The 19647-nt window shown below is 33.8% G+C and carries 13 protein-coding genes and 1 pseudogene; 9 read left to right on the forward strand and 5 right to left on the reverse strand.

Annotated features, from left to right (window positions below; all coding sequences use genetic code 11):
- Nucleotides 1-16 precede the first annotated feature (16 nt).
- From BKH44_RS08950 to BKH44_RS03235, 3 genes are read left to right on the forward strand one after another with little or no spacing between them, the layout of a single operon-like run.
- On the forward strand, nt 17-2071 hold the full coding sequence (locus BKH44_RS08950; RefSeq protein ID WP_257842577.1) for an AAA family ATPase: 2055 nt from the start codon (nt 17-19) through the stop codon (nt 2069-2071).
- Nucleotides 2013-3371 carry an McrC family protein gene (locus BKH44_RS03230; RefSeq protein WP_180674095.1) on the forward strand — a complete coding sequence of 453 codons (1359 nt, stop codon included), beginning with the start codon at nt 2013-2015 and terminating at the stop codon, nt 3369-3371. The genes BKH44_RS08950 and BKH44_RS03230 overlap by 59 nt, the downstream gene beginning before the upstream one ends.
- Nucleotides 3368-3772, forward strand: coding sequence for a YqiA/YcfP family alpha/beta fold hydrolase (locus tag BKH44_RS03235; protein ID WP_095270019.1), 405 nt, complete (start codon nt 3368-3370; stop codon nt 3770-3772). The genes BKH44_RS03230 and BKH44_RS03235 overlap by 4 nt, the downstream gene beginning before the upstream one ends.
- A gap of 35 nt (nt 3773-3807) precedes the next feature.
- Here BKH44_RS03235 and BKH44_RS03240 read toward each other — a convergent pair whose 3' ends face one another.
- From BKH44_RS03240 to BKH44_RS03250, 3 genes are read right to left on the reverse strand one after another with little or no spacing between them, the layout of a single operon-like run.
- On the reverse strand, nt 3808-4674 hold the full coding sequence (locus tag BKH44_RS03240) for a DMT family transporter (protein WP_257842578.1): 867 nt from the start codon (nt 4672-4674) through the stop codon (nt 3808-3810).
- 10 nt (nt 4675-4684) lie between these two features.
- A complete protein-coding gene (gene putP, locus BKH44_RS03245) occupies nt 4685-6178 on the reverse strand; it encodes a sodium/proline symporter PutP (protein ID WP_095270021.1) in 1494 nt (497 codons plus the stop codon).
- A 1-nt stretch (nt 6179) separates the two neighbouring features.
- A complete protein-coding gene (locus tag BKH44_RS03250; protein ID WP_095270023.1) occupies nt 6180-9704 on the reverse strand; it encodes a proline dehydrogenase family protein in 3525 nt (1174 codons plus the stop codon).
- Between the two features lie 306 nt (nt 9705-10010).
- On the opposite strand from BKH44_RS03250, the gene BKH44_RS03255 reads away from it, so the two are divergent.
- Entirely contained in the window at nt 10011-11405 is a 1395-nt protein-coding gene (locus BKH44_RS03255; RefSeq protein ID WP_257842579.1) for an amino acid permease, read from the forward strand.
- Nucleotides 11406-11416: 11 nt separating this feature from the next.
- On the opposite strand, the gene BKH44_RS03260 is transcribed toward BKH44_RS03255, so the two are convergent.
- Nucleotides 11417-12862: an amidase gene (locus BKH44_RS03260; protein WP_180674096.1), complete on the reverse strand. Its 1446-nt coding sequence runs from the start codon at nt 12860-12862 to the stop codon at nt 11417-11419.
- Between the two features lie 26 nt (nt 12863-12888).
- Complete coding sequence (locus BKH44_RS03265; protein ID WP_095270027.1) at nt 12889-14367, reverse strand: alanine/glycine:cation symporter family protein; 1479 nt, start codon at nt 14365-14367, stop codon at nt 12889-12891.
- 359 nt (nt 14368-14726) lie between these two features.
- Here BKH44_RS03265 and BKH44_RS03270 point away from each other — a divergent pair, with 359 nt between their 5' ends.
- From BKH44_RS03270 to BKH44_RS03290, 5 genes and pseudogenes are all read left to right on the forward strand, one after another.
- Nucleotides 14727-16070 carry an amidohydrolase family protein gene (locus BKH44_RS03270; protein ID WP_095270029.1) on the forward strand — a complete coding sequence of 448 codons (1344 nt, stop codon included), beginning with the start codon at nt 14727-14729 and terminating at the stop codon, nt 16068-16070.
- A gap of 41 nt (nt 16071-16111) precedes the next feature.
- Nucleotides 16112-17455 (forward strand): amidohydrolase family protein, encoded by a 1344-nt coding sequence (locus BKH44_RS03275; RefSeq protein ID WP_095270029.1) that lies wholly within the window; start codon nt 16112-16114, stop codon nt 17453-17455.
- A gap of 9 nt (nt 17456-17464) precedes the next feature.
- Nucleotides 17465-18583, forward strand: coding sequence for an alanine dehydrogenase (gene ald / locus BKH44_RS03280; protein ID WP_095270031.1), 1119 nt, complete (start codon nt 17465-17467; stop codon nt 18581-18583).
- A 60-nt stretch (nt 18584-18643) separates the two neighbouring features.
- Nucleotides 18644-19330: a DNA/RNA non-specific endonuclease gene (locus BKH44_RS03285; RefSeq protein ID WP_095270033.1), complete on the forward strand. Its 687-nt coding sequence runs from the start codon at nt 18644-18646 to the stop codon at nt 19328-19330.
- Nucleotides 19314-19647 (forward strand): annotated as a pseudogene (locus BKH44_RS03290) (hypothetical protein); the annotation flags it as partial. The gene BKH44_RS03285 and the pseudogene BKH44_RS03290, both read left to right, overlap by 17 nt.

Genomic DNA, 19647 nt, shown 5'->3' on the forward strand with positions numbered 1-19647 from the left:
TGCAAAAGGTTCAGTCATGGATAAAAATAGAATGAATTTATTTAAAGAATTTCAAAATCGTTGGAATAGACAGAATGTTGAAAATATGACTTTGGAGGAGTATTCAAGAGCTGGAGAGAAAGATACTTTTACTTATTGGGTGGAAGAGCACAAAAAAGAAGCATCTTTTGGAAAAATGGGTGGGGGAGGTTCTCAAAAGTTTGGTGTCTATAGTGAGCGTAAGGATCCTGATAGTTATAAGTATGAAAAAAAATATGAAAATGAGCAAAAAGCTTTTGAAGAAATCAAAGAATGTATTATTAAAATTATTGATTTGGCTAAAAATAGAGAATTAGATAAGATTGATGGGATTCCTATTCACAGTAGTTATAAATGGAAAATTGCTTTTTTGTATCAAGATATTAATAATCCCTGTGTTATTCCTATTTATAAAAAAGAAGTTTTGGCAAAAATCTGCAAAGAAGAGTATGGGGTTAAATCTGATAATATGACTATTGGTCAAATGCAAGAAAAGATTATGAGTAAAAAAAGTGATGAAAATATTTTTGATTTTGCAGTTAGGTTATGGAAAAAGTATGGTGAAGAATCAAAAAAAAATAATGTTTGTGTAGAAGATAAAAAATATATACAGAATGCTGAGAGAGATGCTAAAAACATAATCTTATATGGTCCTCCGGGTACAGGGAAAACTTATTGTGTAATCAATAAAGCACTTGAAATTTTAGGAGTAGAAATTCCAGAAAATAGAGAAAAAGCCAAAAAAATATTTGATGAATATATGAGAAATGGTCAGATTGAATTCATTACTTTTCATCAAAGCTATGGATATGAAGAGTTTGTAGAAGGCATAAAGCCTCAAATTGTAGGCAGTAATATAAGTTATCAAATAAAAAGTGGCATATTTAAAAAGATATCATATAGGGCACTTTTTGATAATATCAATATAGATTCAAAGATAAATAAATCTATTGCGCAATTTGAGAGATTTTATAATGATTTTTTTGAAAATGTTCAAATGGGTAATATCAAATCTTTGGAATCTAAAAAGAGTAAAATTTCTATGTATATCAATAGTAAAAATAATAACTTATATGGTATATATGGAGATGGGAGCAAGTCTCATGTAAAAATTTCTGAGGAAATTCTTCAAAAGCTGTTTTTTTATTATAAAGATAGAGACAAATTTTATGGGATGAAACATTTTCATAAAGAAATGTCTGAAGTGTTAGGAAAAAGTTTTGGTTCTTCAGTTTATTGGACCATTTTAGATTATTATTTCAGTAATTATCATCAAAAAAATGAAGAGATTGAGCAAAATGAGGTATTGAATACAGATGAAATACGAGCATTGGTTTTGAATTTTTTAAGTTCTGCAAATAGAGATTTTAAAGAAGAATTTGAAATAAAACCCTATATCCTTATCATTGATGAAATCAACAGGGGGAATATTTCTAAGATTTTTGGTGAACTCATCACTTTGATTGAGCCTAGTAAGAGGATAGGTGCAAAAGAGGAGCTGAGGGTAACACTCCCTTATAGTTCAGAGGAATTTGGCGTACCAAAAAATCTTTTTATCATTGGGACAATGAATACAACTGATAGGAGTATCGCTTTTATGGATATGGCTTTGAGGAGGAGATTTGAGTTTGAAGAGATGATGCCTAATCCTGATTTGCTTGAGGGCAAAGAAATACAAGGTGTAAAATTACAAAAAATACTTAAAGCCATCAATGAACGTATTGAATGTCTTTATGACAGAGAACATACCATTGGGCATGCATTTTTGATGGATATAGATTCTATTGAAGGCTTAAAAAAGGTATTTCAAACAAAAATCATTCCATTATTGCAGGAATATTTTTATGATGATTATGCAAAAATTAATGCCGTGTTGAATAATAATGGAATGATTAAAAAAACAGAAGAAACAAAAATTTTTCAAAAAATAGATGAATTGGATTTGGATATAAATACAGAAAAACCTATTTATTCAATCCTTAAAGCAAGTGATGATGAATGGAAAAAAGCAGAAATTTATAAATCTATTGAAACCAAAAAAAATGATAAATAAAAACACTTTAGAGATAATTGAGTGGGATGAATTTGATGAATATAAGATTTTAGAAATTTTAAAAGATAAACAAAAAACTTCATTAGAAGATAAACAAAAAGCTTCAAAGGTCTTTGAAGAACTTAAAAAATTTGCTTCTTATGAAGAGAATAATCAATTTTTAAAGTTAACTAAAGGAGGTAGATGCCTAAAATCTTGTAATTTTGTGGGTCTAATACAAACAAAAAGTGGTTTTTCTTTGGAAATATTGCCTAAAACATCTGATAGAAATGAAGATAAAATGAAGGCAAAACAATTATTAGAAAAAATGTTAAAAACTCTAAAAAATTTTCCATTTAAAACTATAAATTTTTCAAGTATTAAAACTACTCAAAATTCTTTGCTAGAAATTTTTGTAAAAATGTTTTTAGATGAGCTTAGTGTAGTGATAAAAAAAGGTATAAAGTCTGATTATATTTCTATAGAAGAAAATCGTTTTTATCTCAAAGGTAAAGTGCTGTTTTCTAATCAAATTAGGCAGAATCTTATCAACCAACAAAGATTTTATACAAATGCTGATGAATACATATCTGATATACCTCAAAATCGTCTCATTGTCTCTGTGCTTAAACTTTTTTCAAAAATACCCTTGTCAAACAAGATACAAAGCCTTTTGAATCAATATTTTTTTATATTTGATGGTATTGGGGCTAGTAGAAATGCTGACAAAGATTTTAATCTTTGTGTCAAGTCGCATTCATTGAAGCATTATGAAATAATTTTGTCTTGGTGCAAGGTATTTTTGAAAAAAGAGATTTTTACTCCTTATGCTGGAGATAGTGTTGGGTTGGCTTTGTTGTTTGATATGAATAAACTTTTTGAATCTTTTGTGGCTTATTGTTTTAAAAAATATTCTCAAGGATGGGAGATTAGTTTGCAAGATAAAGGCAAATATCTTTGTAAAAATAATTATAAGGATATTTTTGCTTTGAAACCTGATATTGTTGCTAAACAAAAGGCGGACAAAATAATGATTTTGGATACTAAGTGGAAGAAGATTACTAGCCAAAAAGATATTAATCAAGCTGATATTTATCAAATATGGAGCTATGTGAGTAAATATAAAAAAATTTGTGATAATGTAATGGCGGTATTGATTTATCCGGCTTTTTTAGAAAATTGTTCAGTTGAATCTCCTTTTGTTTTTAAAGCAGATGAAAAATCTAAGTTGCATATTGTTTATATAGATTTAAATAAATTGATTGATGATAAAAAAGCTAGCAATGAAATCAAAAGAATTATGGATAAGTTTCAAATATGAAGTTTCATCAAATATTTTATCTTCATCGATTCAACTCCTCTAAAGGTTCTTTGAGTGTGCAAAGATTAGTTGAACAGGTTGGTATAAATGTTTGTCAATTGGACTATGAGAGTTATGCTAAGTATGATGATAATTTTCAATCATTGTGCTTAGAAACAAAAGAAAATTTGATGCAAGATAAGTCTTTGATGTTCATAGGGAATTCTTTAGGTGGATTTTATGTAGGGATGTTGGCTTTGTATTTTTCTTCACCTGTAATTTTGATAAACCCTGTCATAGAACCTTTGAAAGATTTGCAAAGGGTTTTGAAAAAAACTCACGAGCCTAGTTTGTATGATTTTTCTTTAGAAGTTGTTGCTTCTTATCTAAAAAAACTTGAAATTTCAAAATCAAAATATTGAGAGTTTTTATCCTGTGAAGGAGGACATTTTAGATTTTATGCACAAGTGCGTTTTGGACGATAAAAATTAATGAGGTAAATCGCTCCAAGTGCTATAATGCCGCCAATAATGGTATGAATTTTTGGGATTTCACCCAAAAGAATCCAAGCAAAAAATAAAGCCCCAATAGGCACAAGCAATACGAAAATTCCCCCTTGTGTGACACCTAGCACTTTGATGCCTTTATAAAAAATGGTTGTGGCAAATGTTGTTGAAAGGATTGTTACACTAAACATTGAGATCCAAAAATAACCATCTGTATGCAATATTGGTTCTATATCCTTGAAAAATAAGGCAGGTAAAAAGACAATAGAAGGGATCATTGAACTATAGAAATTGATAGCAATGGGATGAGTAGATTCTGTAGCATATCGTGAGCTTATTGTCAAAAAAGCCCACATCAAAGCAGCCAAGACATAAATGATATTAAAGAGTGATAGTAATGCTTGTGGATTAAAAATATCTACCAAAAATGCCCCAGAAATCAAGCCTAAAAAAAGACCAATTTTTTCTTTCCTCAAAAGAGTGCTTTTTTTAATGATAGTCCAAATGATAGTAGCAAAAATTGGTGCTAATACTTCTGCAATCACTCCAGCACTACCAGCATCGCCATATTGCAGTCCAATGAGCAGGAGATAATTATAAATTGTGTTGAAAAAACCCACTAATAATGTGGGCATAACAGCTTCTTTAGGGATATTAAAGGGAATTTTCAAGCAAAGCATGATAGGCAAGAAACTCAAAGTTACTATGATACACTTTATCCAAGCAATCTGAAAAGGATCAGCTTGTTCAATCATTACTTTAGATGCTATCCAAGTTAATGCCCATAACATCATCGACACAAACATTAGGATTCGCATTAAAGATTCTTTAAGGATTTTTATTGATTTGTTTCAACATCGTTTCAAAAGCTTCTTTTGTCCCTGGTCTGACTGGCTGCATAAGGCTAACAATCAAAATTACAATGCTCGCTAATAAAAATCCGGGTATGATCTCATAGATTTGAAAGAATTGATTGCCAAAATTTTTATAAAGCACTACAGTAATAGCACCAACGATCATTCCTGATATTGCTCCTAACCTCGTCATCCTTGACCAAAAAAGCGATAAGATTATTACACTACCAAAACTTGCACCAAATCCAGCCCAAGCATACGCTACTATATGCAATACACTTGCATTTTTGTCAGTTGAAATAAAAAATGCCACACATGCTACAAGCAAAACTGCAATGCGTGAAACTGTCATTACAAATTTTGGTGAAGCTTTTTGATTGAATATTTTACGATAAAAATCTTCAGCAATGGTAGAGGAAGATACAAGCAGTTGAGAACTTGCTGTACTCATAATCGCTGCTAGGATAGCACTGAGTAGAATCCCTGCAACCCAAGGATTAAAAAGGAGTTGACTCATCACGATAAATATTTTTTCAGGATCATTCAATGAAACATCAAATTTTACAATGTATGCAATGCCTAAAAAACCCATTGTGCAAGCCCCAATAAGGCTAATGACCATCCAAGAGATGCCTATAGTAGTCGCTAAAGGGATTTCTTTGGTAGATCTTATGGACATAAAACGTACCAAAATATGAGGTTGTCCAAAATAACCCAGTCCCCAAGCTAATGAGGAAATGACACCAACAATACTCACACCAGTTCCAAAAGATAGAGCTTGAGGGTTGATTTGTCCAATAAGATTGACAGCTTCACCAAAACCACCTAAATGATAAAGCATCACACAAGGTACTACAATCAAAGCACCCATCATTAACAAACCCTGAATCAAATCTGTCCAGCAAACTGCTTTATATCCACCAAAAAATGTATAAGCTACGATAATCACTGTGCCTATGATTAAGGCATAATTATATTTGATCCCAAAAGTGGCTTCAAAAAGTTTAGCACCGCCAACAAGCCCTGAGGAAATATAAATAGTGAAGAATATCAGAATGACAAAAGCTGAAATGAGCCTGAGGATATGTAAATCATCAGAAAATCTTGTTTCGAAATAATCTGGAATTGTGATGGAGTTAGCGATCACGCTTGTATATACACGTAGTCTTTTTGCTACAAAAGCCCAGTTGATAAAAGCCCCGATGCTTAAACCAATAGCAATATAGCTTTGTGCAAGCCCACTCAAATAGAGTGCACCAGGTAAGCCCATTAAAAGCCATCCGCTCATATCCGAAGCACCTGCTGAAAGAGCACTGACAAAAGGACCCATTGTGCGGTTACCTAAAAAGTAATCTTCTGTTGTTTTGTTTTTTCGATAAAAATAAAAGCCAATATAAAGCATGATTAGTGCATAAATCACAAAAGTCGTGATGATAGGAAAACTTAAGGTTACCGTCTCAAGATTCATTCTAATCCTTTTTTAATGCTCTTGCACCCAGATTACCATATCTGTGATAAGAAATACTTACAGATTTTTCAAAATGATAATAAAGTAACTCAAATCGACCATTGATAAGAGGTTTGGCTGATGCGATAATGATAGCATTTTTTGAAGCTGCTTGATAGATTATATCTTCTTTCGATGGTTTGGTAAAATACCTTACACGATCAAATTGAGAAATTTTTGCAGCAAAATCTTTGTTACTTTCATAATGGATTTGTGCATTCAAGCCTAATTTACTTAAATTTTGTTCTATAGAAGCAAAATGTGTATTGCTTTGTTTTGAATCTATGCTTATTGTAAGGGGAATATTGCAAATATTTGCAGCAATGATAACACCCATTATGTCTTGTAAGCTGTCTTCTTTGCTAATGCGATAACCAATAGATTTAACCTTTGTATAGCAGAAGATATTATCTTCACCTCGAATATGGACATAATCTTTTTTGGTTTCAAATTCATTTTTATTATGATAAGCATAGCTTTTTGCCATCGTGATAGCAGTTTCTAATGCTTCTTTTTGGCTGGCATCTGCATGAGTTTGAAACTGTTCAAGCTTCGTAGCGATAGATGATTGAAGTAAATGGGTATCTGCATCTTCTTGAGAAATATTCATGAATTGAGTGATATAGTTAAAAATACCAACTTTGCGTCCAAAACCAATAGCAGATTTTTTGATACCTCCAAAAGGTTGTCTTAATACCACTGCACCGGTTGTTGATTTATTAATATAAATATTGCCTGCTTCAATATGGTTTATGTAATATTCCCATTCTCTTTCATCTAAAGATTCTAATCCGCTAGTAAGTCCATATCCTGTAGAATTTGCTATAGAAATAGCGTGTGGAAGGTCTTTAGCACACATTACAGTCAAAATAGGCACAAACAGTTCGGTTTTATGTGTGTAATCACCTTCTTTTGTTCCATATTTGATAGCAGGTTTCATCAAATAGGGGTTATTGTCGATAAAGGTTGGTTTGATAGCCCATTCTTCATGAGTTTCTTTTGAATCAATAGCTTTTTGAACTTTATCATTTACTTTATCGGCTAAGGTTCCAATCTTGTTTTTCAATACAAAAGGATCGCCTACACTCATACTTTCTGTAGCATCAATGAGGGTTTTTTTGAAATTTTCATCATTATAAACCTCTTCCTCTAAAATCAAAAGAGAAGTTGCTGAACATTTTTGTCCTGAATTGCTAAAGGCTGAATGGATAATGTTTTTGATAGCTTGATCTCTATCTGCCATTTTGCTCACGATAGTGGCATTTTTACCTCCAGTTTCAGCTGACAATAGGAGAGCAGGATTAGCTTCAAGCATTTTATATGCAGTATCTTCGCCACCTGTTAAAATAGAGAAACTGATAGATTCATCACCTAAGAGGTATTTGCTAATATCAGAGCCTTTTGCTGGGAGATAGATGAGAGAATCTTTTGGAACCCCTGCATCCCAGAAGCATTCACATAACATATATCCTGTGATGCTTGAGAGGCTTGAAGGTTTATAAATAACGCGGTTTCCTGCTGCTAAAGGAGCTGCAATTGTCCCAGCTGAAATGCCTACAGGGAAATTCCATGGAGCGATTACTACACCAATACCTTTGGGTGAAAAGTGTGTATGAGGGTTTTGTTCTTGCAGTGTCCTTAAGCTATAAGGATAGAATTCCAGAAAGTCAATAGCTTCGCTGACTTCAGCATCTGTTTCTGCATATGTTTTGCCTACTTCCAAAGCGGCTATGCCGATAAGATCTCCTCTCCTTTCACGTAGATTTTGAGCTACTTTTGAGAGTATTTTATGGATTTCTTTAAAATCCATTTTAGAAAATCCACTTTTATCTTCTTTGGCTATTTGAAGGATTTTTTCGATGGCTTCTCCATTTGCCTGAGCGACTGAGGCAATTTTTTTATTTTTGATTTTATCTAAAATCTCTGTTTTTTTCATCCCTTCAAGTTGTATCTTTTCGCCAGCTACAGGGTAGATTTCTAGTGCTTCAAGGTTTGTGTATTTTTCTTTTATTTTTTGTGCCCATTCTCTATTTTGAGCGAGGATAAAGTCAGTATCGCTTTCATTTTCGAATTCTTTATGATCATAAGTGCTTTTAGCTTTTTGTGGCAAGAGTCGGTTTTGAACTCTATGGGTAGAGTTGTCTAATCTTTCTATATTTGCCAAAGAATCTAAAAATAATTGTTTTTGTATCTCCCAATTTTTAGAGCCAACTTTAAGGTTAAAGAAATAACGCATGAAGTTATCTTCACTTGTATTTTCATCAAGCCTTCTGACCAGATAGGCAATTGCATTGTTAAAATGTTCTTGATTGCAAACTGGTGCGTATAAGATAAGTTTGTGCATTTGACTAAGTTCATAAGATGCTTGGAGGCTCATCCCTTCAAGCATTTCAAAAGTGAAGCTTTCTTGTGCTTTTTTTTCATAAATTCTGGTGTAGGCATAAGCAATTTCAAATATATTGTGAGAAGCTATCCCAATCTTGATGTATTTATAATTATCCCCTTCCAAAACAAAATCAAGCATTTTGTTGTAATTGGAGTCGGTATCCATTTTTCTGTCAAAAGTTGGAAGCTCCCATCCTTTTTGAGAAGCGATGGTTTCTTCAGATTCCATATTGGCACCTTTTACAAAACGGATTTTGATAGCAGGTTTGCCTGATTTGACTCTTTCTTTTGAAAAAGCATGGAGCTTTTCAAGATACATTAAAGAGTCTGGGATATAAGCTTGCAAAACAATCCCAGCATGGACATCAAATTTTGAGACTGATTCCATAAAAGCTGCAACAGTAAGTTCCAAATCTCTAAATTCTTCCATATCAAGATTGATAAACTTTTCTACACCGTGCTGTTTTTGGTATTCTTGTGCTATTTGATAAAGTTTATCTAATCGTTTAACTACTTCATTTTTAGAATATTCAAAATCAATAATATTTATTTGTGAAAAAATAGTAGTGATTTTGATAGAAATGTATTTAATATGCTCAGATTTTAGAGCATCTTCATATTTGTGCATACGGTATAAAGATTCCGCATTTCCTAAGACTTCTTCACCGATAAGATTTACATTCAGGGTAATACCTTGATGTTCTCTTTTGACTATATGGTTGTCTAGTTTTGATTTTTCTTCATCTAAAACCATTGTTTTAGTGTCTTCACGTATATGATTGACAAAAAATGGGACACTCATATTTGGTGCAAATTTCCCTGCAGATAAGAAAGCCATTAATAAAAATTTCTCATACGAAGAAAAGAAGTCAGCAATGCCATATTTGCCAAGTATGTATTCAATTTCATTGAACCTTGCTTTGTTGTCAAAACATCGAAAACTTCGGTCCAGAAGCTCAATGAGCATTACTTTATTTTTTGGATTTTCTAAGAGTTTTTGCATTTTCTCGTGGAACTTTTTTTCTGTTGAGGAAATATTTTGGGTAATTTTCTCTTGTAATGTTTCTGCTAATTGGATTGATTTGGAAACTAATTCGTCCATGATTTTGTCCTTATATTTTAAATTATATTCTGAGTAACATTATGTTAATTTGTCTTAAAAATTTAATAAACTAGCAATAATTTTAAAATATTTTTTTACAAGAGTGTAAAAATGATACATAAAATAACGAGGTTTTGTGCTATTTTGAGGGAAATAGATTTTCCTCATCCTCAATATTTTAGAATTAATAATAAAGTATGTTACTAATTTACAAAAAATTAAAAAATTAACTTATTTTATTGGAAATTTTTGGATAATAGTGAATATTATAAGTATAAATATTTTTGTATTTAAAAGGAGTTTGAATTGGACAAGGATAAATTGTTTGTTCGTGATCTGAAAACGCGTCATTTGGTGATGATTGCTTTTGGAGGTGCAATGGGGACTGGACTTTTTGTGGGGACTGGGGAAAGCCTACACACAGCTGGTCCTTTGGGAACTTTGATAGCTTATTGTGTTGCTGCTATCATTGTATATTCTATCATGCTTTCTTTAGGAGAGTTGAGTTCATATTTTCCAAATACTGGAAGTTTTGGTGATTATGCTTATCGTTTTATTTCTCCTTCTGCAGGATATTTAGTTTTTTGGCTTTATTGGTTGAATTGGGTTACAACTGTTGCTATTGAGTTTATTGCTGTAGGGTTTTTGATGGGAAAGTGGTTTCCTGATGTGCCTATATGGGTATGGGTAGTTTGTTGTACTGTGATTATTTTTGGTTTTAATTTTTATCGTGTGAAAGTGTTTGGAGAAAGTGAATTTATTTTATCATCAATCAAAGTCATTGCAGTCGTTATATTTTTGATTTTTGGTGTTGTAATGATTGCTTATCATCTATATTTGAATGGATTTGAAATCACTTTTGCAAACTTCTATTTCCATTCAGATAGTTATAGTGGATTCTTTCCTAATGGTTTTGAAGCTGTTTTTGTAACGATTTTAGCTGTAAATTTTGCCTTTACTGGGACAGAGGCTATTGGTGTTGCAATTGGTGAGACAAAAGACCCTGCTAAAGCGATGCCTAAAGCGATCAATGCGACTTTGTGGCGTTTGATAGTATTCTTCATAGGTTCTGTATTTGTTATTGCAACCTTTATGCCTATGAATAGTGCGACAATCACTGAAAGTCCATTTGTTGGTGTGCTTGAAATGCTTAAAGTTCCTTTTGCAGGTGATATTATGAATATTATCTTGATTTTTGCTTTGCTCTCTACTGCTAATACAGGTCTTTATACTTCTGCAAGAATGATTTGGGGGTTGGCAGAAAAAAAATTATTACCAAAATTATTTGCCAAAATCAACCATAGAGGTATCCCTATAAATAGTCTATGCCTTTCAATGCTGGTTTCTTTATTGGGATTGTTGACTTATTTTTATGCACCCAAAAGTGTTATTAATAATCTCATTGCTGTGAGTTCTCTTGCAATGATGTTGGTTTGGGTAAGTGTTAGCATTGCACAATACAGATTCCGAAAATGGTATTTAGCTCAAGGGAAAAAAGTTGAAGACTTGCCTTATAAAACACCATTGACACCAGGAATTCAAATACTTGGAATAATTGGTTGTGTATTTTCTATCATAGGAGCTTATTTTGATGTGAATCAAAGAGGTGCTATTTATGGGACAATTATTTTTTGTGTAGTGTTTTTGATTATTTATTTTATCACAAAGCATTTGACAAAGGAAAAGCAAGGAATAATTTAGATTTGAAGTGTTTATACTTCAAATCTAAAAGGCATTTTTGCGTGACGTTCGATGTCTTCTGCGACCTGCATACACAAATCCGCACGATAATCAGATGCAAAAAGTTGTACTCCTTGAGGGATATTACCATTTTTAAGACCTGTTGGTACGCTCATGCTTGGATAATTTAAACAAACAAGTGCGAGTAAAGGTATTTGAGCTGGCATTATCACTTCTTTAAAATAATCATTTCCCTTAAGATCATCACCATGTGTGAATGGCTCTTTGCCAGAAACAGGAAGTATTATCACAGGATAAACATCTAAGATTTCATTATAAATCCTTCGCAACTGATCTCTTTTTGCTATGGCTAACATATATTCACGCATATCTTTAGCACCAGGACTTCCATATATCATACCTTGCCAAGCTTTTTTAACATCTTCGGAGCCATAATCATCGACATAATGCCCAATCATTGTGGTTTTTTCCGCGATGAGGATTTTACCCCATACTTCAGCAGCAATATCAAATTCAGGTAATTGGATTTCTTCGACGATATAGCCATCTTCTTGAAGCCATTTGGCAGTTTTTATTAAATTTTCTTTCACGCTTGATTGAATTTGCATTCCATTGATTTCTGTTACAAGAGCAATTTTTTTGTTTTTGGAGTCATTGTAGGTTAGTGGTGCAGGAACCCAAACTTGGTCATAAAGGCTTCCTTTTGATAAAACTTCTAATGACAATCGTATATCATTAACTGTCCTTGCAAGAGGACCTTCAATAGAAAAAAATTCACTCGCAAAAGTCCTTCCTCCAGGACTACTTGGGTCAAATTGAGGGATTCTACCCCAAGTAGGTCTCAAACCAACCACTCCACAAGCATATGCAGGGTAACGGATAGAACCACCAATATCATTCCCATGACCAATGAAACACATACCGCTTGTTACGGCTGCAGCTGCTCCACCACTGCTTCCACCAGGTGTGAGGTTATCATTCCAAGGATTTAATGTACGTCCAAATAATGGATTTTCACTGAACCAACGGATAGCAAATTCTGGAAGATTGGTCATACCTATGGTTACGCAACCTGCTGTATTGAAATTGGTTGCAATAGTGCTATCATCCTCACAAATCCTGTCTTTGAAAACCCCACCATTTGTATTCCTTTCGCCTTTTACATCTACATTATCTTTAATCGTTACAGGAACTCCATGCAATGGAGAGAGGATGATGCCTTGAGAGATTAAATCATCGGCTTGTTTGGCTTGTTTTAGAGCTTTTTGTGTCATTATATTGATAATCGCATTGAATTTAGGGTTTATTTTCTCAATACGATCAAGCACGCTTTTTGTAGCTTCTGTTGAACTGATAGCTTTATGCCTAATACCTAAAGCAACATCTGTAGCACTCCATTGCCAGATTGGTTTATTTGGAAGTATTTTTTCGATTTCTTTTTTTCGATCAAAAACCATATTCATCCTTTTATAATTAAATTTTTTTAGTCCCAACATTCGGCATTTTTGATACCAAGTTTTTTAGCACTGAAAGTTGGTTCTATTCCTTGTTTTCTTTGTTTGATATAGTCTTCAAGGGCAACTTTGACGACTTTTGATAAAAGAATAATTGTGATGATATTTATGGTTGCCCCGATGCCCATCACAATATTTGCGGTTCCCCAAGCCATTTCTAAAGTCATTTGTGTGCCCATGAACACAACAATGATGCTAATAATGCGATAAATAAGCAAAACTTTAGGATTGTCTTTGAGGTATTTGATATTCATTTGACCTACATAATAAGCACCTATGATGACTGTTGAGGTTAATACCACAATGAGGAATGTTACATAATAGCTACCCCATATTCCAAAACTCTCTTCCATTGCTGTTTGTACAAGTGGCATAGCTGTTAGTTTTTCGCCATTTGCATCAGTGAGACCTTGTGTATAAGCATCACTAAAGAGTATGAAAAGAGTTGCTAGTGTCGCGATAACTGTATCTACAAAAACACAAAATGCTTGTACAATCCCTTGTTTGACAGGATGACTTGTGTGTGCAGAAGAAGAAGCACCCGGCACAGATCCCAAACCTGCTTCATTAGCAAAAAGACCCCTTTTAATACCAATCACTACCACACTCCCAGCAAATCCACCAAAAATTGCTTTGAAGTCAAAGGCACTCCTAAAGATTTCAGAGAGGATATCAAAAGTTTTTGTGTAATGCATCCCAATGCTGATCAAAGCAATGATGAGGAAAACTCCTGCCATAAAAGGCGTTACATAGCTAGTAAATTTAGCAATGTAACGTCCACCTCCAAAAAACATTATTGCTGCAAAGATAGCTAGTATAACTCCTATATAGACACTAAAATGTTGAGTATTTTGTGCGATTGAGTAAGTTTCAAACGAACTATAGATTGTATAGCTATAAAGCATTGTAAAAGACCAGCCAATTAAAATAGTGATACAGCTATAAATAATAGCAATTTTTTTTGCACCTAGACCTTTTGTGAGGTAATAAGCAGGACCTCCTTTAAAGGCTCCGCCATCTCTGCTTTTGTAAATTTGACCAAGTGTGTTTTCAGCAATAGAAATAGCTCCATTTAGAAAAGCTGCAACCCAGATCCAAAAAATAGCACCTGCACCTCCTAATACCGCTGCAATAGCCATACCCACAATCGTCCCCATCCCTACTCGCGTACCCATAGAAATCATCAAAGCTTCGTATGGAGATATATGTTGTTTATTTCCTTTTGCATTAGGGTCTTTTTCAGTGATAACACCAAAAGCATCCTTGGTGAGTCTGACTTGGGGGAATTTGAGTTTGAAACTAAAATAGATTCCGACTAAAATAAGGAGTATAACAAGATAATGTCCCCAAATAATATCATCTAGATCGTGGATATAATCTGGAAATTTATCAGCAAAGTTTTGCAAATAGCCTAGTATTTTATCTACAAAGTTCATTTCTGTATCCATTTTTGTTCCTTTGTATCAACTTGTTTTTATATCTATCATACAAATAATATTTATTTTTGTATTTTTTATGTGTATAAAATTTTCCAAAAACTTAATCTATGTTACTTTAATACACATCAAAAAATACAAAAAACCTATTTATATTCATATATTAGGGTTCTTTTTACAACAAAGTTAAAGATTAAGGCACAAAAGAGATTTTTTATGATTTTGAAATAAATAACAAATTGTTACATCTGTGATTTTTCATATAGGGAGTTTTTGTATATATTAAATATTTTTGCTATATTTGATATATATAACCTCAAATTGAAGTTTATGTTTAAAATAATTTTAAGGTTTTTGGCAAGGAGAACTGAATGACAAGAAGAAATGTTATTGTTGGAATGGGTGCTGTTGGTTTAGGGATGAGTTTAGGCTTTGGAGATGAAGGTAAAAAACCTCAAGATAAATATATCCTCATCAAAAATGCAAGTGTGTTTGATGGACACAATCAACTATCTGGCTTGCAAGATGTTTTGATAAAAAACAATAAAATACAGCAAGTAGCACAAGGATTAAAATCTCCAGAAGGAGCTAATATTATTGATGCAAAAGGTAAATTTTTGATGCCTGGACTCACAGATGTCCATTGGCATACAATGTTAGCTGCTGCTTCATTTGATGCTTATAATTTACCTGATGATGGTCTTTTGGTAGCTTTAGCAGTCAAAGAAGCAAAGGCTACTGTTTTAAGAGGTTTTACAACTGTGAGGGATATGGCAGGGGGTGTTTTTGGTGTAAAAAAAGCCATTGATAAAAAAATCATCACTGGACCTAGAATATTCCCTAGCGGTGCATTCATTTCACAGACTGCAGGGCATGGAGATATGAGGCCTATTAATGATGCTCCAAACTTCTATGGAGGCTCACAGGTTCCTATGGAAAAACATGGCGATTTTGTGATCGCTGATGGTGTCGATGAAGTCCTAACTGCAGTGAGGTGGCAACTCAAAAAAGGTGCAAGTCAGATAAAAATAGGAGCAGGGGGAGGTGTAATAAGTGAATTTGACCCGATGGATTCTTTACAATTCACTCCTGAAGAAATGAGAGCTGCAGTAGCTGCTGCTTCAAGTTGGGGAACTTATGTTTGTGCCCATGTATATTCTGATGCTGGGATAAATCGTGCAGTTGATGCAGGTATTAAATCTATTGAACATGGTCAACTTGCTACTGAGAAGACGATCAAAAAGATGGCTGATAAAGGTGCATGGTTGAGTACGCAGGCATTTGAAAATAACAAATATTTCCCTGAGAGTGATGATGAAAAATTCCCTAAGGGTAAAATCTTAAATGGCAAATGGCGAAAAGTGCTTGAATACGCTGTGAAAAATAAGTGTAATTATGCGTTTGGAACGGATTTACTTTTTTCTTCTTTTCAAGCGAGTGGGCAAAATTATATGCTTTATCTCTTTTCAGAAGTATTGGGTGCTTTAGATGCTTTGAGGATGGCTACTTCTGGAAATGCAAAGCTATTAGCACTCAGTGGAGAAAGGAATCCATATATAGATGGACAAATAGGAGTTATTAAACCTGGAGCTTGGGCAGATTTAGTCCTTGTAGATGGTAATGTCCTTAAGGATTTCAAATTGATTTATGATTATGACAATAGGTTTAATCTCATCATCAAAGATGGTGATATTATTAAAAATACAATTGTATAAAGGTTTTTAGTTTGATACAATTAAAATACAAGGAGAACTGAATGACAAGAAGAAATGTTATTGTTGGAATGGGTGCTGTTGGTTTAGGGATGAGTTTAGGCTTTGGAGATGAAGGTAAAAAACCTCAAGATAAATATATCCTCATCAAAAATGCAAGTGTGTTTGATGGACACAATCAACTATCTGGCTTGCAAGATGTTTTGATAAAAAACAATAAAATACAGCAAGTAGCACAAGGATTAAAATCTCCAGAAGGAGCTAATATTATTGATGCAAAAGGTAAATTTTTGATGCCTGGACTCACAGATGTCCATTGGCATACAATGTTAGCTGCTGCTTCATTTGATGCTTATAATTTACCTGATGATGGTCTTTTGGTAGCTTTAGCAGTCAAAGAAGCAAAGGCTACTGTTTTAAGAGGTTTTACAACTGTGAGGGATATGGCAGGGGGTGTTTTTGGTGTAAAAAAAGCCATTGATAAAAAAATCATCACTGGACCTAGAATATTCCCTAGCGGTGCATTCATTTCACAGACTGCAGGGCATGGAGATATGAGGCCTATTAATGATGCTCCAAACTTCTATGGAGGCTCACAGGTTCCTATGGAAAAACATGGCGATTTTGTGATCGCTGATGGTGTCGATGAAGTCCTAACTGCAGTGAGGTGGCAACTCAAAAAAGGTGCAAGTCAGATAAAAATAGGAGCAGGGGGAGGTGTAATAAGTGAATTTGACCCGATGGATTCTTTACAATTCACTCCTGAAGAAATGAGAGCTGCAGTAGCTGCTGCTTCAAGTTGGGGAACTTATGTTTGTGCCCATGTATATTCTGATGCTGGGATAAATCGTGCAGTTGATGCAGGTATTAAATCTATTGAACATGGTCAACTTGCTACTGAGAAGACGATCAAAAAGATGGCTGATAAAGGTGCATGGTTGAGTACGCAGGCATTTGAAAATAACAAATATTTCCCTGAGAGTGATGATGAAAAATTCCCTAAGGGTAAAATCTTAAATGGCAAATGGCGAAAAGTGCTTGAATACGCTGTGAAAAATAAGTGTAATTATGCGTTTGGAACGGATTTACTTTTTTCTTCTTTTCAAGCGAGTGGGCAAAATTATATGCTTTATCTCTTTTCAGAAGTATTGGGTGCTTTAGATGCTTTGAGGATGGCTACTTCTGGAAATGCAAAGCTATTAGCACTCAGTGGAGAAAGGAATCCATATATAGATGGACAAATAGGAGTTATTAAACCTGGAGCTTGGGCAGATTTAGTCCTTGTAGATGGTAATGTCCTTAAGGATTTCAAATTGATTTATGATTATGACAATAGGTTTAATCTCATCATCAAAGATGGTGATATTATTAAAAATACAATTGTATAAGGAGTTTTTATGATTATAGGTATACCAAAAGAAACAATGAATCACGAACATAGAGTAGGGCTTGTACCTTCTGATGTAGAGAGATTGAAAAAATCCAATCCAAAGCACCAAATTTTGGTGCAAGCAGGGCTGGGGGAAATCATTGGTTTTACAGATGTAATGTATAAGGCAGCAGGTGCCGAAGTAGTGCCTGAGGCAAAGACAGTTTGGGAAAAGGCTGAACTTTTGGTCAAATGCAAGGAACCTCTAGAGCCTGAATATAAGTATTTGCGTAAAGATATGATTTTATATAGTTTTTTAGATTTAGCGTATTCTAAAGAATTAGCACAAGCTTTGATAGATTCTAAAGTAACTTCTATTTGTGGTGAAACGATACCTGGTCCAAAGAATAATTATCCCGTTTTACTCCCTATGAGCGAAGTAGCTGGTAAACTTGCTGCTCAATTGGTAGCTGAATATTTTTGCACCAATCGAGGCGGGATGGGGATTTTGATAGGTGGGTGTGCAGGTGTGCCTCCTGCTAGGGTTGTTGTTGTTGGTGGCGGTGTGGTTGGCATGAATGCAGCCAAAACTCTTGTAGGGATGGGTGCTGATGTATGGGTCTTGGATATAGATGTACATAAAGTGGCTACCCATCCTTTAGTGGTTGATAACAAGGTTAAATTACTTTATGCGACTGAAGAAGGTATACAAATAGCATTAAAAGGTGCAGATGCTATTGTTGGTGCAGTGTTAGTTACGGCTACACAAACTCCTAAGGTTATCAAACATGAGCATTTGAAGTTGATGAATCCAGGTGGTGTCATTATTGATGTGGCTTGTGATCTAGGTGGGTGTATTGAAACAATCCATCAGACGACTCATGATGATCCTACTTATTTTGTCGATGGTATTTTGCATTATGGTGTGCCTAATATGCCTGGTGTCGTAGCAAAAACCTCTAGCATCTGCTATTCAAATGAATCAATGCCTTATGTTTTGAGTATTGCCAATGAAGGCTGGAGAGAAATGCTCAAAATGCCCGGAGCTTTAATGGGCTTGAATGCCTATGATGGCAAAATTGGTCTTAAAACTGTTGCAGATGCATTTGGAATGCCCTACATTGATGCTAAAACATTGATTAATTAAAAATAAATTATAAAATATAGATTCAAATTGTATACTTCAAAATCCTTTTGAGGAGTTTTGATGTGTATTAGAATTATTTTGGCCTTTTTTATCTTTTTTGCTCAGTTTAGTTTTTCTATAAGTGATGAAGATGATGTTTATACCCCCTATAAACTTTATGCTGATTTTGGCAAGTATTTCACGAAGCAAAATTGTTCGATAATTCTGGATAGATTTTATTATGTGAATTGTTATGATTATGGGCTAAAGGGTAGCAAGGCAGTCGCCTATGAACTTAAAGGGGATATATTAAAAATGGGTCCAGCAGCAAAGCGACCCCCTTTTAAATCAGATATGCAAATCCCTCTCCAGTATCGTACAACTACAAGAGATTATACTAACAGCGGTTATGATAGGGGACATATCCTTTCAAATCAATCTATGAATGCGACCATTCAAGCCCAAGCCTCGACATTTTTGATGAGTAATATCACCCCACAAAATCCTCAAATCAATCGTGGGATTTGGAAAAAAGCAGAAGATAGGGAGAGGGCTTTGGCAAAAGAGGAAGGAGATGAACAGGTTTTGAACCTTATTATTTATCCTCCTCATCCACATTATATAAAAAACCAAATAGCAGTCCCGCAATCTTATGTAAAAATCATTGAAACATCAAAAACAAAAGAATGTTATGAAATCCCTAATCAAGACGTCAAAGATAAAGTATTGAAAGACTATATTGTGGATTGTGATGCTTTTGTCAAATGAAGTTTTAGATAAAATGTTTCAGTATTATGAATACAAGCAAAATAAAGAAGTATTAAAAATTCTAAATAAACAAATTAAATTCCCATCTCTTTTAGTAGGTGATAATAAAAAAACTCTTGATAAAATAGACGATAAGCAAATCCAGCTTATTTTTACTTCCCCTCCTTATTATAATGCTAGAACTTATTCGGATTATAAAAATACCTCAATAAACTCAAAAGAATGTGAGCAAGAAGCACAAATAAAAAAACCTGAAAATATTCTTGAAGGATACAAAGAAGGTAAAGCTATAGATTTATCCCTTACAGAGGAAGAAA

The sequence above is a fragment of the Helicobacter sp. 13S00477-4 genome (assembly GCF_002272785.1).
Taxonomy (GTDB): Bacteria; Campylobacterota; Campylobacteria; order Campylobacterales; family Helicobacteraceae; genus Helicobacter_J.